Source organism: Pseudomonas sp. B3G-3 (assembly GCF_028640915.1).
Lineage (GTDB): Bacteria > Pseudomonadota > Gammaproteobacteria > Pseudomonadales > Pseudomonadaceae > Aquipseudomonas > Aquipseudomonas chlororaphis_I.
This window is the reverse complement of record NZ_JAQZAB010000114.1, coordinates 38,188-62,505: the sequence shown is the minus strand read 5'-3', so window position 1 is coordinate 62,505 and position 24,318 is coordinate 38,188. Positions and strand designations below refer to the sequence as shown.

Sequence of the window (24,318 nt, the reverse complement as noted above, 5' to 3'; positions counted from 1 at the left end):
TGGCCGGCGCTCTCCTCCCCCCATCGTTTCGTTGAGGATGTCGTCATGCCCATTATCCGGGTCGAACTCCTGCCAGGCCGAACGCAGCAGCAGAAAGCCTTGTACGCCGCCGAAGCGACTCGGCTGGCCGCCGAAATCCTGAAGTGTGCGACTGAATCCGTCGACGTGATCTTTACCGAAACCGCCCCCCAGGACTGGGCCCGAGCTGGACGCTTGTACTCACCTGCACCCGACTAGCCCAGCCTCTCTAGCCGTTGTCAGGGGAGTTTCTGGGCATGAGGAACTGGCAATCCGCCCCTGACCACCGAGAGATTGCCTGCATTCAGAATGCCCATTGCTTATCTGCCCCATCCGAGAAGCCGTTCTACCGGCAATTTGGTGATGGCAAAGCCTGCCAGCAGCAACAGCGAATAGAGGATCAACTGTCGAGAGATGGGCGTGCCTTCGTACCAGGCGCCGAGAAGGACGGCGAATACTGGAAAGATGATGAATACGAACGACAGAATGACCGGGCTGAGACTCTCGGAGAAGTCGTCGATGAGTGGCTACGTCGACATCGCGATACCAATTGAACGACTGACAAGCATCAGGCCAACCACTCTGGATGTTCAAACGGTTGCCCATTTGTGCGGCAACAGATCGCTAATCCCGTTCGCCCGTTGAGTTGCACTACCTCAGTTGTCTCGGAGTCGCATTCAAGTGCTTCTTCAAGAGGCGGCGCAAAGCCGTTGGATCGCTGAAACCCACTTGCTCGGCGACAGACTCCACCGAGCATCGACTACTTTCCAGTAGCGCTCGCGCCTTATTCAACTGGACAGTTCGAATTAAGTGCAAAGGCCCATGCCCTGTAGCCTTGGATACCCGCCTGGATAGCGTTCGTGTACTCATTCGCATCTTTTCCGCCAGAGAATCAACACTCACCGGCATTGGAAGCGACACCTCGACATGAGCGATCAGCTGCGCAATCAGCTCACCATGTGCCATCAACGCCGGCACCATAAAGGGTGATTGCAACTGCCGCTGGTTTAGAAGCAAAGCTTTGGCCACTGCGGCGACCAGTTCCGGACCAAAACGTTGGCCGATCAAGTGCATCAATAAATCGGTGTGTCCCAAGGCTGCGCCCGCAGTAACCAGGGGAGCATCCTCAATCACCATACGGTCCGGGTCGACGTTACAGCAACCTGCCGCTAGCTGCCGCAATGTGGCGGCCAGCCACCAAGTCGTCGTAACCGTCTTCCCTTCAGTCAGTCCAGCTGCGTGCAAGAGAAATACGGCTGAACATGACGCCGCAACAGTCCCGCCAGCGGCCACATGCTGACGTAAAGCGGCCAGCACTGACTCAATCTCAGGCTGCAGCAAACTCGACTCCAACTCAGTCGAATCATCAACATCCAACCCAGGAAGAATCCAGCAGGCTCGTCCATCAGACGGGAGTGTCAACCTCTGCGTGAGCAGACTCAGACCTCCACCTAATGAAATGGGCCCCTCTACTGTTGAGCAGACAATCCAGCGTGGCTCTGGCAAACCTAGCCGTGGCGCCAACTTTGATGCAGTTGAAAGTATGTCCAAGGACAACGTGACGCTGGAGGCAAACGCCCCAGGGGGGACAACAACAATGAAATCGTTCATTGGCCGATTCTGCACGAAAGATGTCTGATCAGCCAATTCCGCCTCAAAGCGGATAACGCTTCAATGGTGTCCCTCTCATCAGGAACATCCATTCATGCCAAACATCACGATTAAACTGCCCGCCAATGTGCTGAGCGAAGGCACCATTCAACAACTTCTGGCAGCTGTTGACTGCGCAGCAGTAGAAGCCACCGGGCTCGGCAATGATCCTCGTCAGCGGCTTCTGTGTTGGGTCATGCTCGATGAGGTTGCTGATTCACGCTGGATGTGTGGTGGGCGTAGCGACTTCGACCAATTCATACCCTGCCACATACAGGTACTGGCTCCTGCCGGAGAATTGAATGCCGGGCGCCGGGCTCACTACGCCGCAGTACTGCATAAGGCAATTGCCGGTTGCCTGAGCGCGGACGATCCTCGTGTGCTGATGACCTCCATCGTGATAAACGACGTGGTGGATGGGACCTGGGCCGCTAACGGCGATATCTGGCATCTGTCGGATTTCGTCAGGGTTGCCGGTTACGCACGTCAGGATGTTGTGACAGACACTTCACCCCAGCAGATATAACCACTGTAGCTACCTGGGGCTTCTGCCTTTGATGGCGGCGATTGAAAAGCTGAATGGGTAGAATCGCCGCCATCTCTACCTATTCAGCTTTTCAAAGGGTCTCGCACAGAACCTAGGCACTTAGCTGCTTGATCCAGTCAAGGCTCGCAACAGTAGCGCCGGAGGGGCGGTATTCACAGCCGATCCATCCTGGGTAGCCACGCTGCTCCAGCGCCGCGAACAAGGCAGCAAAGTCCATGCTCCCCGTTCCCGGCTCGTGACGGCCCGGGCAGTCGGCAATTTGCACATGGACGGTCCTGTCATAAAACCGGGCCAGAACCCCGGCTGCATCTCCGGTCAGAAGCTGGGCATGGTAAAGATCGAGAATCAGCCCGACACTCGCAAAGCGCTCCAGCACCTGATGCGCCTTGTCGAAGTCAGACATGTAGTAGTCCGGCATCGCCTGCGCACTGATCACTTCGATAAGCGGCCGCAGCCCCTGGTCTTCGAAGTATTTGACTGCGTACTCCAGGTTGCTCCCAAAGGTAAGCGCCGCCTCATCCTGTGTCGTCACTCCTGACATGATGTGGACATCCGAACACGCCAGCGCCTTGGCGTAGCTCACAGCCTGGCGCAAGCCGTCGCGAAACTCTTCTTCCTTGCCCTGCAAGGCAGCGATGCCTTTGGTAACCCCGGCCGGTGCCGCGAACTGAATCAACGACAGGCTGTGCTGAGCCAGGTGGTCGGCCAGGAGACTGGCGTCGAACTCATAGGGCGACGGGAACTCCACCGCCCGAAAACCAGCGGCGGCGGCAGCCTCGATGCGCTGCAGAAAAGGCCATTCATTGAACTGGAAACCGAGATGAGCATTGAACTTGAGCATGGGGTAAACATCCGTCCTGGGAAGAAATGAAATCATCGGCCTGAAGCATCCTGCGCATCTCCAGCACCGCACTGTCGGGCGTAGTCAACACCGGCAGACCGGAGCGAGCCTGCGCCTGCCCTGCGGCGCTGGTCATTGAAAACTGGGCGAAACAGATCAGGTCGCAGGCGTCGACCTGAGTGGCCATTTGTGCGATGGCGCGATCGTGACCTTCCTTGTCCCCTTCACTCAACGCCTGCATCGCCCCAGGGACAAAATAGGGCACCAGCTCCAGCGCTCGACCGCTGCGCTCAGCCGCTTGCCTGAACTCGGCCATGATCGAGACGATGGTCGGCTCGAACGTCGCCAGCACCGCAATACGCGATGCTTGCGTGAGAGCCAGGTTGATCATGGCTTCGTTCGGCTTGAGTAGTGGAATGGCAATCTCGGGCTTGCACAGGTCGATGGCATCGCCAAAAGCCGAGCAGGTAAACAGAATCGCGTCCGCTGCGCTTTGCACGGCGTAATGGGACAGCGTCAGAAAGCGCGCCTTCATGCTCGCGGTCAGTTCGCCCTCCTCCACGCGGTCCCGGGACAACGAGTCTTCGAGCAGATTGATCACCTGTGCCTGCGGCCAATGCCGGGCAAAGGCCGTCGCGATCGGATCGATCGCCAGTGCCGTCGCGTGGATCAGGAAAATACGTGGAGCCTTCATGCTCATGTACCTCGACCAGATTGTTCGCCCCATCCGCCAGTGCTCTTTGTGCAGATCCCCACACCTTCGTATGGTATTTTCCAACTCCAGTCCGGTGGGGGCACCCGCCCCAGCGGAAACGGACTGACGTCATTCATCCGAGAGAGAGCCTGTGATCAAGAAAGACCTCGCCTTGCAGTTGGCCCCCCGCGTTATCGAGATGATTCGCGCGCGCTCGATGAAAGCCGGCGAGCCGTTGCGCGAGCAGACGTTTGCCCAGGCGCTGGGTGTTTCGCGCTCGCCGGTCCGGCGAGTGTTTGCCTTGCTCGCGGAATGGGACCTCGCCATCCAGGAACCCAATCGTGGCTACTTTCTGAAACAAGACGCCGGGCAGATTCAAGAAACGACCTTCCCGCTCGCCAGCGATCCTTTCGAAGACTTTTACCTTCGGGTGGTCGACGACATTCTGGGGGGCGAGATACCTGAGCACTTTTTCGAAGCCCAACTGCTGCGCCGTTACGAAGTGCCGCGCGGGCAGTTGCTCAAGGTCTTGAACAGGCTGGCCAGCGAAGCCATGGTGGAACGCAAGCCGGGGCAAGGATGGGGTCTGAAGGACTTCGTGCATAACGCCCAGGCACACATCCAGAGCTACCGCTTCCGCATGGCCATCGAACCGGCGGCCCTGCTCGAGCCGGGTTATCAGGTCAATCACGCCGCGTTCGCCCAGGCCAGGCAGCAACAGCAGGCCCTGCTCGACGGGGATATCCAGACCTTGTCCCGTGCCCAGCTGTTCCAGGTGGGCGCCCAGTTTCACGAACTGATCGTGCAGTGCTCCGGCAATGTGTTTTTCATCGATGCCATACGCCAGCAGAATCAGCTCAGGCGCTTCATCGGCTACAAGGCCAACGTCGACCGCACCCGTCTTATGGCGCAATGCCAGGAGCACATCCATTTGCTCGACCTCATCGAATCTGATCGGCGCGAAGAAGCCGCGCAATTTCTCTGGAAGCATCTGGACGAAGTAGGTCGTCTCAAGACTCAACAGGACGTCATGCCAGATGAGGGGATATAGAGCGCGCCCCTGACACCCGTTGACTGATCGAGGCTTTGTCGGAGCGCTCCAATCATCCGCCGGCCAGCTTACCACGATTGTTCCCACTCAACACAAAATACAAAAACACCGCCCATCCCGACGATTCAGTTAAATTTTTCGTCGCATATTGTATTTCATTATAACAATGAGCAATTATGCGCGCCGCTCGGAAACGTAGCCATATCGAATCGCACAGGGATGATTGCAATGAACGAAAGGACGTTGGGTAGAGGGGCGGGAGCCTCGAACCTTCTGTTCGGGGGGTACACCGTATTGGTTGCCCTGCTTGGAGTGACACTGGCCTATAAAGGCGGCGCCCTGGCGAGCGCTGGCGGATCACCCTATTACGCCATGATGGGCACCGCCCTGTTGTTATCGGCCATCCTCATCGGCCTGAAAAAATCCCTCGGCCTCTACCTGTATGGCGCAGCTGCCCTGGCCACCTACGCCTGGGCGATCTGGGAGTCCGGGTACAACGGCTGGGCCTTCATTCCACGCCTGGCCTGGCTGGCCGTTCTCAGCATTCCGTTCCTGGCGTTCTGGCCCGTGGTGCGGCGTGACTTTGCCAACGTCAGCAGAAGCCGTTACTTCACCATCATGGGCCTGCTGCCGATCCTCATGGGCGGCACGATCCTGGTGCCGCTGTTCTTCCCGAACACTGTTCACCTTGCCGACTCGACGCTCGCCACGACGCCCCCCGGACAATCCTTCAGTCGCAGTACGGTGACCTCACCGGACGGCAATATTGCCGCGTCACACGACGAGACCAACTGGACCGCCTACGCAGGCTCCAACCTGGGCAACCACTATTCCGCCGCATCGCAAATCACCCCCTCGAATGTGTCGGGCCTGGTGAAGGCCTGGGAGTACCACCACGGCGACGTGAAGCAACCCGGCGAAAAGACCAAGTACCTGAACGAGGCCACGCCGATCAAGGTGGGCAACTCGCTCTACACCTGCACCCCGAAGCAAATCATCATTTCCCTGGATGCCACCACCGGGAAGGAGAACTGGCGGTTCGACTCCAAAGTCGACCCGGACTACTTCGCCAATGGCGGTGCCTACTGCCGTGGCGTCTCCTATTTCGAAGTGCCCAATGCCAGCGGCCTGTGCGCCTCGCGCATCATCTGGGGCACCAACGATATTCGCCTGGGCGCGGTAGACGCCTTGACGGGCCAGGCGTGCCCCGACTTCGGCAACGCTGGTTTTGCGGATTTGAAAGACGGCCTGGGTACCTTCAGGAAAGGCTCGACGGGCATCACCTCCGCCCCCATCGTCATTCGCGGAGTGGTGATCACCGGCGGCCGAGTCCTTGACTCGGATGTACGCCCTGCCCCCTCGGGCGTGGTACGCGGCTACGACGCTGTCACCGGCAAACAGAAATGGGCCTGGGACCTGGGTCGCCCGGACACCAATGCTCCCGCTCGCGACGACGAGACCTACACCCTCAGCACACCCAACTCCTGGGCACCGCTTTCCGCCGACGATGAACTCGGGTTGGTGTATATCACCACCGGCAACGCAGCCGGCGACTTCTATGGCGGTACTCGCACCGAACAAGAGGACAAGTTCAGCTCCTCCCTGGTCGCGCTGGATGCGGCCACTGGCAAGGTCAAATGGCATTTCCAGACCGTTCACCACGATCTGTGGGACTACGACCTGAGCCCACAACCCAGTCTGATTGACTTCCCTACCGCCACGGGACCACGCCCGGCCGTCATTCAAGCCACCAAATCCGGCCAGTTGTTCGTGCTTGACCGCGCCACCGGCGAACCGCTGGTGGATGTCGTGCAATCTCCCGTGCCCCAGGGAACCGCGCCCGGAGACTACACCGCGGCCACCCAGCCACTTTCGCCCGATATGCCGAGCACCATGGGGCGCCCATCGAAAACCCCGGAAGTACTGACCGAGACCGATGCCTGGGGGCTGACGCCTTTCGATCAGATGCAATGTCGCCTCGAGTTTCGCCAGGCACGCTACGAAGGGATCTTCACCCCGCCGGTCGTGGGCCAGCAAAGCCTGATTTTCCCCGGCCATCACGGCGGTTTGAACTGGGGAGGCGTGATGGTCGACCTCAAGCGCGGCCTGCTGATCATCAACAACCAGCGGCTCCCTTATATGCAGGGGCTGGTTCCCCGCGAACAACTCGACGCCATCAATGCCAAGTCGTTCCAGGAATCGCCGGGCAACAGCCAAGGCTTCCGCGTCCAGGCCGGGCTGCCTTACGGCGCCATCAAGGATCCATGGATGTCCTCCCTTGACCAGCCGTGCATCGCGCCACCCTGGGGCTTCATTGCCGGTATCGACCTGCGCACGCGCGATGTCGTCTGGAGCCGCCCGTTCGGTACGGGGTATGACAGCGGGCCTTGGGGAATCGCCTCGCGGATGCGCTTCGAAATCGGTACGCCGAGCGACGCGACGGGCGTGACGACAGCCGGAGGCGTGACGTTTATCGGTGCCGCCATCGATCGTTTCATGCGGGCTTATAACAGTGAAAGTGGAGAACTGCTGTGGGAGGAACGCCTCCCCGCAGGCAATCAGGCTTCACCCTTGACCTACATGAGCCAAGGCCGACAGTACGTCGTGGCCGTGGTCGGCGGTCATGACCGGATTCCAACCAAGCTGGGTGACAGCATCATCGCCTGGGCCCTGCCCGAGAAGTGAATCGCGTTTTGCCTGAGATGGCTCGCCATGACAGTGTCGGACAGGGATGTAAAACATATGAATGTTCTACCTCCTGCGCCCGACGAGGACTTTAGTCATAGCATGGAGCCTCTCAGTTTATTAAAGAGCGATAGCCTCTAGCACACACTTGTCGTTTCGCCGACAACATGGCCCCGCCATGTGACTCGGCAGACCGTGTCCGGGTGAAAGAGCTGAATATTGATATAAGGGAGGTTTCACCCGCAAGGGAAGTTGATCAACACAACACACCATCAATTTTATATTGATGACAATCTGACTTTCCGAGATGAACAGAGTGATTGGGCTACGGCCTGTCACACCAACCCCATAGTCACATATCAGCCAGACTTTACGCCCCGTTTGAACAGGGGCGGAAACCTTGTCGCGTTGAAAAAGTATCCGGCTGGCAACAAAGCAACATCCACAGCGCAAAAACTCGCCGTGGCCTGGAACCTGAAACAAACGAACGGACTACGCATTTCCGATCATTTCATTAGCTGCAAATAAGTAATGGCTGAGTTCGCCTTGAAGCGCCTGATTACTCCAGAGCGTTCCTAGGCGCTTGCCTGGGGATAAGTAACTCCGTGAAAAGCCAACGTATCGTGATGCGCGTTTTAACCTTAATAAAACTGGACAGGAACTAATAATGCTCGAACTCTCTGATGGCTTATATCTGCTGGTGGGCGTCAGTTTTATCACTTCATTCATGACGGCAGCCATTGGTGTTGGCGGCGGGATTGGATTGCTTGCGGTAATGCCTCAATTCATCCCCATCTCTGCGGTTGTACCGGTTCACGGTTTGATTCAAATGGTGAGCAATGGCAGCAGATTCGCCTTTGATTACAAGAGTGCAAAAATAGAAATCCTGCCTAGGTATGTTATCGGCTGTCTTATCGGAGCATTCATAGGCTATTTTTTCATCGGGAAATTCCCCGAACAATATCTGTCACTGATCCTCGGTTTTTTTATTCTGGCAATCACCTGGACCAAGATCGTCGCACGCCTGGGATTTGTATTTAAAAACTTTGCGATAGTCGGCTTCTTTCAAACATTTCTTTCACTTTTCGTGGCTGTAACCGGTTTGATATCACAGCCCATCTTGATGAAGATGAATATTAATAAAAACGAAGTGATCGTAACCCACGCCATGCAAATGAGCGTGCTCCACGGGTTGAAGGTCGCGGCCTTTATTATTGCCGGTTTTGCGTTCATGGATTACGCAAACCTCATATTAATCATGATTACCGCATCCACACTCGGCTCATACCTCGGTGGGTTTCTCAGAGACCGTATATCGCAGCGTGTAGGCGCCATGCTGTTGAAAGCGGGGGTGACGTTTTTTGGCTTGAAAATGATCTTCGATCATTTTTTCAATGGCATGTAAAAGTTTTCCATCAAGACAAGGAGTGTGAAATGACTATAAGCAAGAAGTTTGATTTTTTTGACCACAAAGGAATCTCCCTTTTTCTTAAAGAACATGGATATTGCGTTATCAAGCCTCAAGACCACTCTCTGGAAGCCTTTAGAGAGACAGCCGGCAAGTTTGGACTGATTCAGTTCCATACGAAGTCCGATGAACATGGTGTGGTGGGCGGCGGCGAGCCAATAAACAAGGACTGGCAGAGTTTCAAGGATGATTACCATGGTGAACTGTCGAGCGATTTCTTCCCGCATACCGACGGGTCTTTTTTGAATGGGATGGCCTATGTAGATGGCACGGCAAAAAAAATCACGCCGCCCAAGTTTGTCATCCTCCAGTGTGTTTCGAAGCCCGAGTTTGGCGGAGACAACTTTCTGGTTGACGGGCAGAAAATCTACAATGACCTGCTTTTAAATCATGCTGACACATTGAAGATATTGATGACCAGCGGCAGTGTCACCTACTGCCGGGACGACTTGTTGTCCATAGACTGCGCGGTATTCGAAAAAATCAATGACGACACATTAAGAATCCGCTACAGGTATGACAGCACCGCCTTCATTCCTGAATGGGCCGACGCTGCTTTCAACTACATCCAGAACCACTACTCCAGCAACGAGAATTACATCACCCCTATCAGCCTTGAACCTGGGGATATTCTGGTCATGGATAACCTGAGGGTCCTGCACGCTCGTCATAAATTCATCGATGGCAACCAGAAAAGAAAAGTAAGACGGCTCTGGGTTGCTGATGACTCAAGCGCTACATTCAAGAACATATTGGATCAGTCACCGGTACGTAGAGCCATGCTGCCTTTTCAGAAATACAATATTGCCCAGCATGAAAATGCAGAGCATTCATTTATCGAATACACCTGCGGCATTCACTATCAATCGAACAAGCGCTTATCAAAAGCTCACGACGAACTTGATAGGCTTGTCGAGCAATACTGACCACTGACGTTACCTTGACAGTGCCCTGACTGATACTTTCAAGAGAACCTTCATCTTCCTTTTAGCGTGCCAAGCGGGTAGTGGTTTATGGTTTTCAGATAAGTTCTAACTGCCCCATGAACCTCCTATTCAAAGCACCTATCTGATCCCGGATGCTGTGCTCCCGATTCCCTCAGGAGCCAGCATCGCCGTGATGTGACCCACCGCCCAAGCCTTGGGCAGAGGCCCACCTCCTTGCCAGAGTCCTGCCGGTGATGAACCTAGACAGGACCTTCCCGCTGCCCCTTTTCTCGCATCAGGCTTTCGAGCAAGCAGGCGGTGCCCAGTCACCCATGTCGGGGTTGCTGCACACGTCATTGACCATGGTCTGGCCACGGGCAGCGATTTTCTGGCCTTCCTCACGCTTGGCCGTGGCTTGCTGCAAGGTGCGCTCGGTGGTGACGGCTTCTTTGGGCACATTCTTCTTCGTCGTCGGCTTGACGCTGGCCTTCTTGTTGGTCGCCTTCTTATCGGTGGCGGCCGGAGGCTTCACGGCGGCCACCTGGGCGACGTCCTGGCGTTGCACACCGACCGTCTGCAGGTCTTTCTCATAGGCCTGGGTGTAGACATCGATGCTCTCGCCCGCACGCCCGTCCACGGCGGCCATCAGCTCGTTGGTTTCCTTCAGGCCGCTGACGATCTCGGCCAGACGCAGGCGCCCTTCGCTGTCGCTGATCTTCTTCGTCTTGCGCGCATTGAGCAGTGAGGTGAACTCACGCTGGTAGCAGTTCTGCGCGGTACGGGTGTAGCTGATGCTGCGGTCGATTTCGCCGGTACTGTGGTCGATGTCGCTGGCGTAGGAAGCAATGCGCGCACGGTCGTCGCTGATCTGCTTCTGGCGTTCGCTGTAGTAGCCGGTCGCGCCGCCGACCAGGGCCCCGGCGGCGGCGCCTATCAGGGCATTGCGGCCGGCATCGCCGCTATTGCCGACCAGGGCCCCGGTCAGGCCGCCGAGCAGGCCACCGGCAATGGCGCCGGTGGCCACCGACTTGGTCATCGACTTGTCGGAACTGCGCAGCTGGCTGACCGGCTCATAGCATTGCGGGTAGTACTCGACCTTGGTCTGGGCCGCGACCTTCGAGCTTGGAGCCCCGAAGCCCGCGCATCCGCCCAGCAGCAGGGCGCAGCAGACCGCGGTAGGCAACGGCAGGGTACGAGCAAGGATCGAAGCGCAGTTCTTGAGTGAAGTATCCATGGTCATGTCTCTCCTTTTTGTGCGTATCAATTCCGTTTCGGCTTCTGCGCAGCGTGAGCGCTGTCCAACGTGAGCGAAGCCTGCCGACGCTACATCCAGCCTAGCTGGTCTTCGCCGCCACCGGCGACCGTTCCGACACCCTGCTCAGGGTCCAAGCAGCTCCTTCAGGATCGTCTCCGGATCGGCTCGGCGCTGCTGGCGAAACTGGCCCACGTGCCTGACGAAAAGCGTGGCCCGGGCGACCAGGCTTTTTCCCAGCACCGGCTTGTGATTGAGCTCTTCCCGGGTCCGCTGGAACTGCGCCTGGATCACCGCGTCGGTGTAGCGCGTTCCGTTCGCCAGGTTGTCGATGTAGATCGCCAGGGCACCCTCGAGCGCACTGCGTCCATTGGCGATAGCCGTTTCATAGAGCTTGGCGGTGGCTTCGTCCTGGGCGGCCCGCGCCTGATCGCGATCCTTCTTCAGGTTGGTCAGGCGAATGTTGTAGTTGTTGACGGTCTCGGCCACCAGGGCCGCCGACTGGATCAGGTTGCCGGCGGCCTCCTCGCGCTGCCGGGCGATCAGCGACACGTTGCGCTTGAGTTCTTCGTTCACCCGCGCCAGGCGGACCTGCAGGTTCGGGTCGGTGCTGCTGGCGATGAGACTGTCCAGTAATTGGGTCGGGTCTTCGGCAGCCTCGATTTCATCGGTCAGGCCTGCCAGGCGGCCCTCCTGCTGCCACTGCTCGAACAGTTCCTCGTAGCGGGAGCGCGGTGCCGACAACGCCCCCAGCGCCACCCGGAAACCGGTGGTGGCGTTGCGCTGTTCGCTGCCGTCGGCGGCAAACAGCGGATACTCCCGGCGCATGCCGGTGAACAGCGTCAGCTCGCCTTCCAGGTAGTTGCCGCCCTTGACCACGAAGCCGCCGTAACTGCCCTGGCGGCGGCCGGCGTGGACCAGTTGGAAGGACTCCTGGACCATCTCCGCGGCATTGCCGATCACGTCGAACAGTCCCAATGGATTGGGGTTTTTCAGCCCGATCGGCAACAGCCGCGCGCCCTGCCCCGTGCCCCCGGCGACCTGGCTGAACACTGCCCAGTCCCCTAGCGGGCCATCGCTGTCGCTGCCTTGCACCTTGCGCGGAAACAACCGCGCCTCCAACGCCTGGCGACTGACCGCCTGGCCACCGCGGGCGGCGAATTCCCACTCCACTTCGGTCGGCAGGCGGACGAAGCCCATGCCGCCGTCCTCGGCTGCTTTGCCACGGCCGCTGACCGGCAACCGGTCACGGTGGTATTTGAGCAACCAGGCGCTGTACACCGCGGCAAAGCGCTCGGCCTCGAGGCGCGACAGCTTGACCTTGGGCAAACGCGCAGACATGTCGTTCATGGGGGCGCAGGCCGGTGCCTCGCCCTGCCCCGCCAAGGCCGCCTCCTGGGCCATGACCAGGGCGTATTGGCGCTCGGTGACCTCGTATTTGCCGACGAAATAGAACATCGGCTTGAGCAGACTGTCGGCCCCGCTCTTGGGCAGGGCCGGGGCGATCCTGGCTTGCCAGTCGGCCGGCAGGTCGTCGAGGACGAACTGACCGTTGATGTAGTCGCGCCGGTAACCGGAGATGAAGGATTGCCGGTAGCCCGGATCGTCATCGCTGAAGGGGTAGCCGAGATTGACCTCACGGTCGTCCAGGGTGCCCTTGGCGAGGACATAGACGTAGCGGAACACCAGTTCACCGTCGCAGGGCAGCGGCAGGCTGAGGTCATCGGGCAGCGGTTTCGGATTATCCGCAGGGGCGCTCTCCGCCTGTACTGTGCCGGCCAGCGCCAGCATGACCAGAGCCCTCAGCCAGACCAGAACCCTCGGCCAGTTACACATCGCGCAATCCTTCCGATGCTTCGATCCGCGCCGCGCGCCAGCCACCGCAGGCCGCTGCCAGCAGGCAGCAGAGCAGCGTCAGCAGCAGGGCCAGCAGGTAGTGGACCGGCAGCAGCCGGCAGGCGTACTCCCCCGCCGCCGGTGCGAACAGCCGGTTCAGCCCGGTTTCGGCCATGCCGTACAAGCCCCAGGCCAGCAGCAGGCCGAACACCCCGGTGTACAGCGCCTGCAGTACGACGAAGGCGATCAGGGCGCCGGTCGAAAAACCCAGCAGGCGCAACACCGACAAGGCCCTGCGCTTGCGCTCGACGGCGGCCAGGGCGCTGGCGGTCATCGCCGCGAAGGCCCCGGCCAGGGCCAGGCTGGCGATGATCCAGAACACCAGGGTCAGGTTGTGGCTGAGGGAGCGCACCTGGGCGATGATGCCGGCCTGGGTCGCGACCTCAAGCCCGCGCTCGGCGAAATACCGGCGCAGGCGCTCCACGCCGTCCAGGTCCACGGCGTAGAGACGGAACCCCGGATACACCCGCGCCGGGTTCAGCTGTGGCTCATACCCAGGCCAGGCCTGGCCGTCGCGGTAGTCTTCGGCGGCCTCCAGCAGGGCCAGGGGCGCGAACAGCGCATCGCGCGGGAAGGCCGCGAGTGGCAAGACCCCCTGCACCCGCAGGCGGGTGCGCTGGTACTCCTGGCGCCCGGCTACCTGACGGCCGAACGCGGCGCTCAGCACGTCGCCGCCCTGGACCCCGAGTTTCTCCGCCGCCCGCTGGCTGAGCAGTACCTGGTCCGGCGCCTGGAGCAGCAGCGCGGGCGCCACCAGCGGGTCGCCCGCGGCGGTGGGGATCATCTCGACCGTCAAGGCCTGGCCAGCCGAGTCCGGGTAGAGGTCGGCAGTCGCGGCGATCTGTCGGGTACGCGGCACGACGAAGGCGACTTCGGGACGCGCGGCCAGTTCGGCGATGGCCTGGGCGCTGAAGCGCCCGCCGCCCATGGGCACCACTTCGCGCACGGCGGGGTCGCGCTCCAGGCGTTCGGTCAGGGTGGTGACCAGGCCGAACTTGAGGCCGAACAGCACCAGCAAGGGCGCGAGCACGGCGACCAGGGCCAGGACCGCGCAAGCCGACAAGCGCACCTCGGCGCGGTAGTCGTGCCAGGCCAGCAGGGCCATCAGGGCAAGCCGCATCAACCACCTCCCGCCAGCGTCGCGGTGACCCCGCCATCCGCGCCGCGCTGCACCTGCAAGGGATGCAACTGCAGCCCGGCGCGCCGGGCCAGCGCCTCGTCATGGGTGGCGACCAGGATGCACACGCCGCGCTCCTCGGCCTGGGCCACCAGCAGCTGCATGACCCGTTCGGCGTTCAGCGGGTCCAGCGAGGCGGTGGGCTCGTCCGCCAGCACGATGCTCGGTCCATGGGCCAGGGCCCGGGCGATGCTGACCCGCTGGCGCTGGCCCACGGAGAGTGCCGCCGGCAGCTTGTGCAGCTGGTCGGCGATTTCCAGCTGCTCGGCCAGGCGCCAGATCGTGGCATCGGCCGGCAGGCCGAGCAGCGCCCGCGACAACCCGATGTTGCGCTGCACGTCGAGAAACCCCAGCAACCCGCCCGTCTGCAGCACATAGCCCATGACCCGGCTGCGCAACCCGGCCAGCACATCCTGGCGGCCGCTGCGCCAGAGCCCGGCGACATCCAGCGTACGGTCGTCGGCGCGGCATTCGAAGACGCCGCCCGGGTCCGGCGACAGCACCAGGGCCAGCAGGTCCAGCAAGGTGCTCTTGCCGCTGCCGCTGGGGCCTACCAGGGCCAGGCGCTGACCCGGGCGCAGGTCGAGCTGGGGCACCACCAGGCTGTAGCGCTGTGGCCCCTCGCCGCGGGTCTTGCGGACATCCCTGAGCTTGAACATCAGGGCAGCGTCGCCAGGGGCACGCGGTACAGCGCATCGCCCGGTTGGGCCTCGCCGAAGCGGACCCAGTTGGCAATGTCGTTGTGGAAGGTCTCGTACAGGCGGATCTTCGACTCCAGTTCGTCGATGAAGTCCTGCTGCTCGGCCACGCTCAGGGACAGCCAGAGGTCCTGGGTCATGCTCAGCGATTTGCTGCGATACGGCAGGCCGTCCAGGTACTCGCCGAGGATGCCGCCTTCGACCAGGTTGCCGCCCTGCTTCAACCGCGTCGGGTCGCGGCTCATGTGGGCGCTGGCGCTGGCGATTTCCTGGAAGAAATCCTTGGGCGAGGTCTGGGTACGGCGGGCCGCATCGACGATCAGTTTCAGCGACTGCTGCAGGTCGTTGAGCTGCAGCTTGGTCAGCAGCACGCAGACCTGGAAGGCCGGCAGCGAGGGGTTGGTCAGGTCGTGGTCGGAGGTCCAGGCGGTGATCAGCTGCGGCGCACGGACCGCCGACTGGCGGCCGAGAAAGTCCATTTGCATGGCGTAGCCGATGGCCGTGGCCTTGCTCGCGACGCTCGCGGCCCCCTGTAGCGGCGGCAGGCTCGGCAGCTGGTTGTTGCGCGCCTGATGCACCTGTTCGGCGAATACCGAGCCGATCTCGGCGACCGTATCGCCGAAGCGACCGACATCGCCGCCCGCCACCGGAATGTACAGGTCGCCGATCTGCGGGTTGGCGTCGGCCGTCAGGCTGCGGTACTGCTGCTCGGCGAAGCCGTGGTTTTTCCGGCCGGCCTCGGTGCGCAAGTGCAGCGCATAGATCTTGACCTGTTTGCTGAGGGCGGCTTCGCGCACCTCGGCTTCGTTCATCTGGGTGCGCCCCAGCGGATCGTTCTTGCGCAGGGCGCCTGCGTCGGTGACCAGCAGGATCAGCCGCCCGGCATAGGGGCTCCAGTCCGTACCCTCGACCGCCGCCATCACACCGGCGAAGGCATCCTCATTGAAGGCGTGGCTGGACACCTGGGCGGCCTTGACCTGGCCAGCCAGCTCGAGGAAGCGCTGTGGATCGCGACCCTCCTCCAGGCTCACCAGGGTTTGCGCCACATATTCCAGGCCCGGGGTCTTCTCGACATTGCTGCGAAACCCCACCAGGCCGAAGCTGACGCTGTCCAGGTCGCCACGGCTGGCGATCTGCTGGTGCAGTGCCTGCACGACCTTACGCACCCGGTCGATGTAGGGCTGCATCGACACCGAGGTGTCGACCACCAGCACTATCGCCGTGCGGAAGGCATCGCTGCCGGCCCTGGCCGCCCCCTCGGCCTTGCCCTGGGGCGTATTGCCGGGGTCGATGGAGGCCACGTTGAGCAGTTGCACCGGCTGGCCGTTGGCATCGAAGCTCTCTCGGGCCTGGAAAATCGGCAGCAGGTAGAACTGGTCCTGGGGGATGGCACTGGCCACAGGCTCCAGCGCGACGATCTGCGGGTCCACGCTGCCTTCGTTCTGCGCCTTGTGCAGGGCCGCGCGGGCCTGCGCCGTGTCAGCCAGGAACCGTTCGAGGCTGCTCTCCTCGCGCAGGAACATGACCGGCGAACGACCGGAGCGCTCGGTGAATTTCAGCACCAGGCTCTGTTTCCAGTCACTGACCTGCTCGGCCGGCAACCAGCCATCGCGCTGGCCATCGCTGGCGGCGCCGACCTCCAGCCAGCTGCCACCCGCCACCGCCTTGCGCTGATAGACATACAGCACCGAAAACGCCGGCAGCGCGGCACCGTCGGGCGCCGCCCCGGGCTGACCGGACACCTGCGCGCCGGGCTTGCTCAGCACGCGCTGGAACAGGGTTTTCTTGCCCGGCATCAGCAGCGGACGGTCGCCACCATCGGCGTTCGTCGCCAGCGGCGGTTGCGCTGCGCTGGCCGTCTTGGCGGGCGAGTCCTGCGCATCGCCAGCCGGCGTTTTTTTGGCTTCGACCTGGTCGTTTTGCGGTTCCACCGGCGGCGCCGGGCGCAGCCACCAGTAGCCCCCGCCAGCCAGGGCCAGTACCCCGGCCAAGACCACACCGAACAGTGCCCATAACGGTCTACGCGACCCGGCCGGCGGCTCTGCGCCGAGGCTTGCGGCCCGGGTGGCTGTGGCTGTGGCGGCTGGCTGGGGTGCGGGTTCAGGCGCGGGCTTTGGCGCAGCGAGCGGCGGCATGTCGAGGGAAACCGGCGCCAGCCCGCCCAGGTCGGTCGTCGCGGATTGCCCGGCGGCCGTCGCGGTGGCCGGCAACGGCAGTGGGCGCAACTGTGTCGCCTCGGCATCGGCCGGCCCGGCGGGCGGCAGATGGTCCAGCGCGGCGATCAGCGCATCGGCATCGGCAAAGCGCTCGGCCGGGTCCTTGGCCAGCAGCTTGCGCAGAATCCCCTGGTAACGGCCGTGGGCGATGGGCAGTTCGGGCAGCGGCTCGGTCAAGTGGGCCAGGGCCGTGGACAGCGAGTCGCTGCCGATATAGGGCAGCTTGCCGGTGAGTATCTCGTAGAGCACCACCCCCAGGGCGTAGAGGTCGGTGCGCCCGTCGATCTGCTGGCCGCGGGCCTGTTCGGGGCTCATGTAGCTGGGCGTGCCCACGGCGAAACCGGCCTGGGTGAACTGGGTGTGGTCCTCCAGGGACTTGGCGATGCCGAAGTCCGAGAGCACCGCCGAACCGTTGGCGCGAAACAGGATATTGGCCGGCTTGACGTCCCGGTGCACCAGGCCCTGGGCATGGGCATACCCCAGGGCCAGGGCGATCTGGCGCAGGTAGACCAGGCCCTGCTGCGGGCTGAGCCCCTCGGCAATCCGCTCCTTGAGCGTCCCGTTCGGCAGGTACTCCATGGCCATGTAGTAGAAGTGGCCGACATTGCCGATGTCGTAGATGGTCACTGTGTGCGGGTGGGAGAGCCGCGCCAGGGTCTTGCCCTCGCGCAGGAAGCGCTCACAGAAGCTGCGGTCGGCGGCCAGCGCGGCGGCCATGACCTTGAGCGCCACCTTGCGCTCCAGCGAGCGCTGGGTCGCCAGGTAGACCGTGGCCATGGCGCCCTCGCCCAGCTCGCGCTCGATCGCATAGCCGGGAATGTCCATGTCCAGACTCGAGCGTTCTTCAGCTGATGCGTTTTCAGTGGGCATTGACGACTACCGCCGTGATGTTGTCGGGAGCGCCCCGGGTCAGCCCCAGGTGCACCAGGCTGCGGACCACCTCATAGGGGCTCGCATTGCCCAGCACATCGCGCAGTTCATGGTCCTCGACGGTCTTGGTCAGCCCGTCGCTGCACAGCAGGAAGCTGTCGCCGGGACGCACATCCAGGTCCACCGCCGAGAGTTCCAGCCGGTCCTGGGTGCCCACGGCGCGGGTGACGATGTTGGACATGGGGTGCTCGCGCGCCTCGTCCTCGCTGAGCAGCCTGCTGTCCAGCAACTCCTGGACATAACTGTGGTCATGGCTGATGACCTCCAGCTGGCCCTCGCGCAGGCGATACAGGCGGCTGTCGCCGGCCCACAGGCAGGTGGCCTTGTCACCTCGGGCGGCCAGCAGCACCAGGGTGCTGCCCATGATGCCGACGCCGCGCTGGGCGGTTTCCTGGCGAACCGCCGCGTTGGCCTGCTCCAGCCCCGCCCGCAATGCCTGGACATAGGCCGGCAAGGCGGGCTCGGGCGGGATGGCGCGCAGCGTGTCGACGATCAGGCTGCTGACGAAATCGCCCGCCGCATACCCGCCCATGCCGTCGGCCACCGCCCAGAGGCCGGCTTGCACGGCATCCAGACAGGCATCCTCGTTGACCTGACGCACCATGCCGACATGGCTGTGGCTGGCGGATTCGTAACGCGTTACGGCTGACGACATGCCCTGGCTCCCGAAATGTCCCTAATTCCCAAAATCAGCTCTTAAAATCAGCTCCCGAAATCGAACTGCACGGTTTGCGCAAGCGACGCGCAGCCGCCCTCGCCCAGCAGAAAACCGCTGAAATCCTGCGCCGCCGGCAACCCCTGGCAACGCAGCAGCCCAGCGGCGACCCGTCCGGAGCCCTTGCCCCACCAGAGGCTCGCGCCCTCGCAGGCGTGCTGCAGCAGCACCGCCCCGCGCGCCGCCGCAGTCGTGGCGGCGAAGCGCATCTGCCCCTCCAGCGCCGGCATGCACAGCACCTGCACGCTACAGACCGGGCTACCGAGGGCCGGCACCGCGGCCTCGAAGGCCTCGACATCGGCCTCGGGCTCCAGGGTCGAGAGCAACAGGGCCTCGGCGGCCTCGAACCAGTCATCCGGGCCGGCCACCAGCGCGCCCAGGTCGGTCTCGGCCTCCAGCTGCAACGCGATGGTCAGCGGGAAGTAGCGCCCGACCCGGTCGACGCTGGGCATCATCACCCCCACCACCGCCTCATTGCCGAGCAGGCCCGGCGCCACGGCAAAGCGCCACAGCGGGCTGACCAGGTAGGCATCCAGCCAGGCCGCCCCCAGCGCCGCCTGGCTGGTGGCCATGCCGGCGGAGAGCCAGGCATCCCAGCGCTCGATAAAGCTCGGCGACAGGCCGCGGTGGATGAAGTCCCCGCGGCCGGCCAGCTTGCCATAGAAACCGGGGCTGCTCACAAGCGCTCCGGCAGGCTGAAGCCGGACAACAGCCGGCCCTTGAACGGGTTGAACGCGCTGCTGGCGCGCAGCTCGCAGGAGATGCTGGAGCTGTCGACGCGCATGCGCAGGGTGAAGCGGTCCGGGGCGTTGCCCTGGGTCAGGTCGGACTGTTCCAGCAGGCGAAACCAGGCCCAGGGCCCTTCCAGGGTCAGCCCCGAACGACCGGCGCTGGTGGGCGGCGTGACGGACAGGCGCACCACCCCCAGGCTGTTGGGGCTGGGCCATTGCATCGCCATCGGCCGGCTGGGGCCATGGTCGTAGCTGAGCTGCTGGCCGTCCAGGTCGAGCAGGAACTGGCTGATGGAGGCGTCCATGGCCACGGGCTTGAGTTCGAAGCGAACCGTCGGCCGGGTGCCTCCGGCGCGGAAGTAGGCATCGCGAATGGCCGCGGCGCGTTGGAAGGTTTGCAGCACGCCCGGGCCTATGCCGAGCTTTTCCGCTGCGCCCGGCTGCCAGCGCCAGCTGCTGGTCGAGGTGTTGACGTAGGGTTGCAGGTACTTGCGAAAGTAGTTGTCCATCACCCCGCCCACGCCGAAGAAGTTGCCGAAGTCCTCCAGGGTGGCCTCCCGCGAACTGGAGTTGACCATGGGGTAACGGCCAGCCAGGGACTGGCGGTAGACATTCACCACCTCACTGACCCAGGCCGCGTTCAGCTGGGTGCGGATGCCGCCCATCATGCTGCTGGTGGTGGCGTTGACCACCGAGTTGACCAGCTTCTGCACCAGTGGCGGCTGACGCTCGGCGCCGAGCTTGACCCGCGATGCCGTGGCCACCGCCTGGTTCTTCGCCTCGCCCAGCAGGGCCTCGCCGCTGGCGCCGCTCATGGCGCTGACCTGCACATAGAGCTCGTTGAGCTGGGCCAGCAGATCGTCGATCGGCGCGGGCCCCTCCCCGCTGGTGGCCAGCAGGCTATTGAGTTCGGCGAAACGCGCGGTAATAGGATCGACCTGCGAGGCTGCCGACGAATCTTCCTGGGCCGATTGGCCGACCAGCGAGCCGAGCTGCTGCTTGAGTTTGTCCACGGTGCCGTCGGCGGCCTTGAGCTTCTCGGCCAGCAGGCGATCCTCTTGTTGCAGGTTGGTTTCCTTGGCCACTGCGGCGAGCAGTTTCTTCAGTGGCGAGTTTGGCCCGGAGAGCACCCGCAGCACATCGGCAGCCTGGGCGATGCTGTTGACCGAGACGAAGTCGAGATCGCCGAGCAGTGTTTCCCATTGGTTGAGGAAATCCTGGAAGTACAGGGCCCGCACCTCCAGGGCCAGGCTGGCGACATCCTGGTTGTCGTTCAGCGGCCGGCCGAGTACCCATTGCTCCTCGGCCAGGGCGCCGGACTGGCTGAGACTGGCGACCATGAACGCCTGGCGGTAGCCGCGGTAGGTATAGAAACCGGATAACGCATCGCTCAACGGCTTGCCGCTCTTGCGCGTGAACACCAGGGCGGCGTCGCGCCCGGCCGCTTCGCTGAGGCGAAAATCCGCTACGCCCTCGGGCAGCTTCTGGCGTTTCACCCGGCTGTAGACCCGCTGCGCCACGGACATCTGTTGCAACTGCCGACGCAGGTCGGCCAGCAGTTCCTCATCCAGCCTCGCCGGTGGTGGCTTGTGGGCGAACAGCGCATTGAGATGCTCGGCCAGGGCCAGCCGCTGTTCCGGGGCCAGGTCGCGCGGCAGGCTGCGGTCCCAGTCGAGGTTGATCCAGGTCTTGATGGCATCGGCGTCATAGTGCTCGGCGCTGGCCAGCATCAGGTAGACCTTGAGGCCTTCGTAGAGAAACTCGGTGTTGCCGCCGCTGCGCAACTGTTCCTCGATGCGCGTCAGCAGTCGTGGCGCGAGCACCGCGATCAGCAGCTTGCGGTACACGCTGGTGGCTTCGGCGCCGAGCATGTCGCCCTGGAACAGGCCGTAGCCTTCGGCCCAGGACAGCGAATTGTCGGCGACATGGCGAACGGCGTTGAGCAGCGGCAGCACGGCCAATACCTCGCGCTGCGCCGGGCTGAGCGATTCGACCTGCCCCTTGAGCGGCGCCAGGCGCGCGTCCACCTCGGCGATATAGGCCTGATTGGCGCGGTAGCTGGCGACCCAGATGGCCGTCACCGCAAGCAAGACCACGGCACTGGCGGCGAGTACGCCACGATTGATCCAGCGATGCCGGCGCTCGACCTTGGGGTTGCTGCCGACCAGGCCGCGCTCGCCAAAGGCGACATCGCGGAACAAGCGGGTGATGAAGTAACTGCGACCGGTGCCGGTCTGGCGCGCCAGGTGCTGGCGATCCAGGTTCATGCTTTGCGCCATGCTGCCGATCAGACGGTCGATGGGGCTGCCTTCCTGGGTGCCGCTGGTGAAGTAAAGCCCGCGCAACAGCGCACGTTCTTCATAGGGATTGGGCTTGAATACCCCCTCGAGGAAGGACGACAGGTTGTGCCGCAACGCCGCGAACTGCTGGATGAAGCCGTAGATCAGATCGCGTCGGTTGGGGTCGCGCTCCTGTTGCAGGCGTTCCACCAAACGCTCGGTAAGACGCGCCTCGAGGGCGGTGAATTCCTCGTCGAAACGGGCCAGCGGGCCTTGGGGGCTCTTGCCATCGTCCAGGGCAAAGGTGACGCCCCAGACCTGCGCGCGCTCTTCCTTGCTCAGCGCGTCGAAGAACTCCATGAACCCCGGCACCAGGTCGAACTTGGTGAGCATCACGTAGATCGGGAAGCGCACACCGAGCTGGCTATACAACTCCTGCACCCGCGTGCGGATGGCCCGGGCATGGGCGCTGCGCTCGGCCTCGCTGCCCAATAGCAGGTCGGACAGGCTGATGGCGACGAAGACGCCATCGATCGGCCGACGCTTGCGCTGGTTCTTCAACAGGTCGAGAAAGCCCAGCCAGGCCGCCTTGTCCACCGCCGCATGGCTGTCCTGGGTGGTGTAGCGCCCGGCGGTGTCCAGCAGCACCGCTTCGTCGGTGAACCACCAGTCGCAGTTGCGCGTACCGCCGACGCCGCGGATCGCCCCGCTCCCCATCTGTTCGGCCAGCGGAAAGTGCATCCCGGAATTGACCAGCGCGGTGGTCTTGCCCGAGCCCGGCGGGCCGATGATCACGTACCAGGGCAGCTCGTAAAGGTTGCGCCGCTCGTTACCGCCGAGCTTGCTGCGCTTGAGCAATAGCAGCGCTTCGTCCATGCGTTGCTTGAGGGCCGCCAGCTCTTCGGCGGTGGCGACGCTGGCCGCATCCGGCGCTACCGCCGCCAGGCCCTGCATGACCTTGGCGGCGTTGCGCCGGGCCTGGACGATGCGCAATACGCGCACACCGATCCAGGCCAGGAACAACAGGCCGATCAGCGCCCAGCGTACGGCCGCCGGGGCCAAGGGTTCATAGGTGGCGACGATGATCAGCGGACCGAGGAACCAGATCACCAGGCTCAGGGCGAGCAGGCCGAGCAGCGGCACCACCCAGCGCACCAGGAAATTGATAAAGGCCTTCACTGGTTGCCCTCCGCTAGCACGGTAATCTCTACGCGCCTGTTCCTGGCGCGTCCGGCGGCGCTGTCATTGGAAGCAACAGGTTCCGCGTCGCTGCGCCCTTCGGCGGTGAAGCGCTGGGGTTGCCCGCTGCGGGCGGCGAGGATCTCCATCACTTGCTGCGCCCGATCCTGCGACAGCTTCCAGTTCGAGGGGTAGCGCAAGGTGGCGATCGGTCGGTTATCGCTGTGCCCGGTGACCTGCACCGTGCCCTTGACCTGGCGCAGGGCATCGGCGACCCGCAGCAGCAAGGGCTGCAACTGTTCGGAAATGCTCGCGCTGCCCGAGGCGAACAACTCGTCGCCACGAATGGTCACCACCGAGCGATCCAGCGCATCCTCCACGGCGACGCGCTGGGCCTTGATGTCCTCGGCGAGGAAGCGCGCCAGGCGTGGGCGTTCGATCAACCTGGGCTGCTGCGCTGGACGGTCGATGGTTTGCACCGGGATCTCGCCCAGGGCGTGGATATTGCGAAACACCGGCTCGGCGTCGGCCGCCAGCTTCAGGCGCAAGCCGAACAGCAGCAGCAACAGCACGGCCAGGCAAATGGCCACGCCAACCCAGGGCGGCAGGAATTGCGACAAGCGATCGCGCACCACGCTGAGCCCCCGCCAATGCGGCGACAGCTCGCGCTCGAATTCGCCGCGCACGCTGCGAATGGTCGCGCTGGTGCGTTCGCGCAAGGCCTCCAGCTGGCTGCGGCCGTCATTCATGACCCGGTAGCGGCCCTCGAAGCCCAGGCAGATACAGAGGTACAGCAGCTCGAGAATGTGCAGGCGCTGCTGTGGGTTCTGCAGACAGTGCTCGAGCAGCTGGAAGACTTTTTCGCCGCCCCAGGCTTCGTTGTGCAGGGTGATCAGCAGGCTCTGCTTGCCCCAGTCGCTGGTACTGCCCCAGGGCGTACTGAGTACCGCCTCGTCCAGCGCGGTACAGAGCACATAACGGCTGAGCATCACCTCATCCTGGGCGACGCCGGCGGCGCGCGCCTGCTCCTCGAACTGGCGCAGGTAGGCCAGCAACTGGGCGCGCAGGCTGGCCGGTTGCGGGTGAGCGAGGGTGCTGCGCAAGCGGGTCAGCAACGCCAGTATCGGGCCGGCCGCCCGCTCCAGCGGGTTGAGGCCCTGGGCCAGGCTGCTCGCCACCGGCGCGCCCGGCATCGCAATGTGCGAATCGGCGGCGCTGGCGCCATCCTTCCTTGGGGCAGAGGCATCGACGGAGCGCCCGCCGGGCCGCGGCATGATCAGGGTATGGTCGTTGCCGCCCGGCGAGGCGCCGCCTGAAGTGCCGCCTACGCCAGAGCTGCCGAAGGGATCATCGATCGGGTGCATG

18 protein-coding genes and 1 pseudogene are annotated in these 24,318 nt (G+C 62.9%); 6 read left to right on the top strand and 13 right to left on the bottom strand.

The features are described 5' to 3' along the window. Positions 1-45: 45 nt before the first annotated feature. Positions 46-237, top strand: coding sequence for a tautomerase family protein (locus tag PVZ80_RS20115; protein WP_053269319.1), 192 nt, complete (start codon positions 46-48; stop codon positions 235-237). A gap of 101 nt (positions 238-338) precedes the next feature. Here PVZ80_RS20115 and PVZ80_RS20110 read toward each other — a convergent pair. Together PVZ80_RS20110 and PVZ80_RS20105 are read right to left on the bottom strand one after the other, a co-directional pair. Then, a pseudogene (locus PVZ80_RS20110) lies at positions 339-518 on the bottom strand (EamA family transporter); the annotation flags it as partial. 151 nt (positions 519-669) lie between these two features. Continuing rightward, entirely contained in the window at positions 670-1,395 is a 726-nt protein-coding gene (locus PVZ80_RS20105) for a GlxA family transcriptional regulator (RefSeq protein ID WP_232539731.1), read from the bottom strand. Positions 1,396-1,723: 328 nt separating this feature from the next. Here PVZ80_RS20105 and PVZ80_RS20100 point away from each other — a divergent pair, with 328 nt between their 5' ends. Then, positions 1,724-2,194 (top strand): tautomerase family protein, encoded by a 471-nt coding sequence (locus PVZ80_RS20100; RefSeq protein WP_273864464.1) that lies wholly within the window; start codon positions 1,724-1,726, stop codon positions 2,192-2,194. A 112-nt stretch (positions 2,195-2,306) separates the two neighbouring features. On the opposite strand, the gene PVZ80_RS20095 is transcribed toward PVZ80_RS20100, so the two are convergent. Together PVZ80_RS20095 and PVZ80_RS20090 are read right to left on the bottom strand one after the other, a co-directional pair. Continuing rightward, positions 2,307-3,056 carry a hydroxypyruvate isomerase family protein gene (locus PVZ80_RS20095; protein ID WP_038633315.1) on the bottom strand — a complete coding sequence of 250 codons (750 nt, stop codon included), beginning with the start codon at positions 3,054-3,056 and terminating at the stop codon, positions 2,307-2,309. Continuing rightward, positions 3,016-3,750: an arylsulfatase gene (locus PVZ80_RS20090; RefSeq protein ID WP_009049551.1), complete on the bottom strand. Its 735-nt coding sequence runs from the start codon at positions 3,748-3,750 to the stop codon at positions 3,016-3,018. The genes PVZ80_RS20095 and PVZ80_RS20090 overlap by 41 nt, the downstream gene beginning before the upstream one ends. Before the next feature lie 151 nt (positions 3,751-3,901). Between PVZ80_RS20090 and PVZ80_RS20085 the strand changes: the two genes are divergently transcribed. The 4 genes from PVZ80_RS20085 (at position 3,902) to PVZ80_RS20070 (ending at position 9,880) form a co-directional block, all read left to right on the top strand. Beyond that, on the top strand, positions 3,902-4,801 hold the full coding sequence (locus tag PVZ80_RS20085) for a GntR family transcriptional regulator (protein WP_009049552.1): 900 nt from the start codon (positions 3,902-3,904) through the stop codon (positions 4,799-4,801). A gap of 228 nt (positions 4,802-5,029) precedes the next feature. Next, a complete protein-coding gene (locus PVZ80_RS20080) occupies positions 5,030-7,486 on the top strand; it encodes a membrane-bound PQQ-dependent dehydrogenase, glucose/quinate/shikimate family (protein ID WP_289960233.1) in 2,457 nt (818 codons plus the stop codon). A gap of 667 nt (positions 7,487-8,153) precedes the next feature. Next, on the top strand, positions 8,154-8,891 hold the full coding sequence (locus tag PVZ80_RS20075) for a TSUP family transporter (RefSeq protein ID WP_273864462.1): 738 nt from the start codon (positions 8,154-8,156) through the stop codon (positions 8,889-8,891). Positions 8,892-8,920: 29 nt separating this feature from the next. Then, the gene (locus PVZ80_RS20070; protein ID WP_273864461.1) at positions 8,921-9,880 is read left to right on the top strand and encodes a TauD/TfdA family dioxygenase; all 960 of its coding nucleotides are present in this window, start codon (positions 8,921-8,923) and stop codon (positions 9,878-9,880) included. Between the two features lie 295 nt (positions 9,881-10,175). Here PVZ80_RS20070 and tagQ read toward each other — a convergent pair whose 3' ends face one another. The 9 genes from tagQ to PVZ80_RS20025 all read right to left on the bottom strand — a co-directional run bounded on the left by tagQ (position 10,176) and on the right by PVZ80_RS20025 (position 24,317). Then, the gene (gene tagQ / locus PVZ80_RS20065) at positions 10,176-11,114 is read right to left on the bottom strand and encodes a type VI secretion system-associated lipoprotein TagQ (RefSeq protein WP_009049553.1); all 939 of its coding nucleotides are present in this window, start codon (positions 11,112-11,114) and stop codon (positions 10,176-10,178) included. A gap of 144 nt (positions 11,115-11,258) precedes the next feature. Then, the gene (locus PVZ80_RS20060) at positions 11,259-12,923 is read right to left on the bottom strand and encodes a formylglycine-generating enzyme family protein (RefSeq protein ID WP_273864469.1); all 1,665 of its coding nucleotides are present in this window, start codon (positions 12,921-12,923) and stop codon (positions 11,259-11,261) included. Positions 12,924-12,960: 37 nt separating this feature from the next. Beyond that, positions 12,961-14,148, bottom strand: coding sequence for an ABC transporter permease (locus PVZ80_RS20055; protein ID WP_009049555.1), 1,188 nt, complete (start codon positions 14,146-14,148; stop codon positions 12,961-12,963). Continuing rightward, entirely contained in the window at positions 14,148-14,864 is a 717-nt protein-coding gene (locus tag PVZ80_RS20050) for an ABC transporter ATP-binding protein (RefSeq protein WP_009049556.1), read from the bottom strand. The genes PVZ80_RS20055 and PVZ80_RS20050 overlap by 1 nt, the downstream gene beginning before the upstream one ends. Continuing rightward, complete coding sequence (locus tag PVZ80_RS20045; RefSeq protein WP_273864468.1) at positions 14,864-17,944, bottom strand: serine/threonine-protein kinase; 3,081 nt, start codon at positions 17,942-17,944, stop codon at positions 14,864-14,866. The genes PVZ80_RS20050 and PVZ80_RS20045 overlap by 1 nt, the downstream gene beginning before the upstream one ends. A 34-nt stretch (positions 17,945-17,978) precedes the next feature. Next, on the bottom strand, positions 17,979-18,704 hold the full coding sequence (locus PVZ80_RS20040; protein WP_016703051.1) for a PP2C family protein-serine/threonine phosphatase: 726 nt from the start codon (positions 18,702-18,704) through the stop codon (positions 17,979-17,981). 47 nt (positions 18,705-18,751) lie between these two features. After that, complete coding sequence (tagF, locus tag PVZ80_RS20035; RefSeq protein ID WP_016703052.1) at positions 18,752-19,444, bottom strand: type VI secretion system-associated protein TagF; 693 nt, start codon at positions 19,442-19,444, stop codon at positions 18,752-18,754. Then, positions 19,441-22,953, bottom strand: a complete 3,513-nt coding sequence (gene tssM / locus PVZ80_RS20030; RefSeq protein WP_273864460.1) for a type VI secretion system membrane subunit TssM — start codon at positions 22,951-22,953, stop codon at positions 19,441-19,443. Before tssM ends, tagF begins: the two co-directional genes overlap by 4 nt. Continuing rightward, entirely contained in the window at positions 22,950-24,317 is a 1,368-nt protein-coding gene (locus PVZ80_RS20025) for a DotU family type VI secretion system protein (RefSeq protein WP_273864459.1), read from the bottom strand. Before PVZ80_RS20025 ends, tssM begins: the two co-directional genes overlap by 4 nt. Between the last annotated feature and the right edge of the window lies 1 nt (position 24,318).

Excerpts from the sequence above, each read along its gene's own strand:
- tagQ (WP_009049553.1), bottom strand. The coding sequence starts at position 11,114 with ATGGATACTTCACTCAAGAACTGCGCTTCGATCCTTGCTCGTACCCTG.
- PVZ80_RS20055 (WP_009049555.1), bottom strand. The coding sequence starts at position 14,148 with ATGCGGCTTGCCCTGATGGCCCTGCTGGCCTGGCACGACTACCGCGCC.
- PVZ80_RS20025 (WP_273864459.1), bottom strand. The coding sequence starts at position 24,317 with ATGCACCCGATCGATGATCCCTTCGGCAGCTCTGGCGTAGGCGGCACT.
- PVZ80_RS20045 (WP_273864468.1), bottom strand. The coding sequence starts at position 17,944 with ATGGACATTCCCGGCTATGCGATCGAGCGCGAGCTGGGCGAGGGCGCC.
- PVZ80_RS20095 (WP_038633315.1), bottom strand. The coding sequence starts at position 3,056 with ATGCTCAAGTTCAATGCTCATCTCGGTTTCCAGTTCAATGAATGGCCT.
- PVZ80_RS20115 (WP_053269319.1), top strand. The coding sequence starts at position 46 with ATGCCCATTATCCGGGTCGAACTCCTGCCAGGCCGAACGCAGCAGCAG.
- PVZ80_RS20050 (WP_009049556.1), bottom strand. The coding sequence starts at position 14,864 with ATGTTCAAGCTCAGGGATGTCCGCAAGACCCGCGGCGAGGGGCCACAG.
- PVZ80_RS20100 (WP_273864464.1), top strand. The coding sequence starts at position 1,724 with ATGCCAAACATCACGATTAAACTGCCCGCCAATGTGCTGAGCGAAGGC.
- PVZ80_RS20080 (WP_289960233.1), top strand. The coding sequence starts at position 5,030 with ATGAACGAAAGGACGTTGGGTAGAGGGGCGGGAGCCTCGAACCTTCTG.
- PVZ80_RS20090 (WP_009049551.1), bottom strand. The coding sequence starts at position 3,750 with ATGAAGGCTCCACGTATTTTCCTGATCCACGCGACGGCACTGGCGATC.
- PVZ80_RS20075 (WP_273864462.1), top strand. The coding sequence starts at position 8,154 with ATGCTCGAACTCTCTGATGGCTTATATCTGCTGGTGGGCGTCAGTTTT.
- PVZ80_RS20060 (WP_273864469.1), bottom strand. The coding sequence starts at position 12,923 with ATGCTGGCGCTGGCCGGCACAGTACAGGCGGAGAGCGCCCCTGCGGAT.
- PVZ80_RS20070 (WP_273864461.1), top strand. The coding sequence starts at position 8,921 with ATGACTATAAGCAAGAAGTTTGATTTTTTTGACCACAAAGGAATCTCC.
- PVZ80_RS20040 (WP_016703051.1), bottom strand. The coding sequence starts at position 18,704 with ATGTCGTCAGCCGTAACGCGTTACGAATCCGCCAGCCACAGCCATGTC.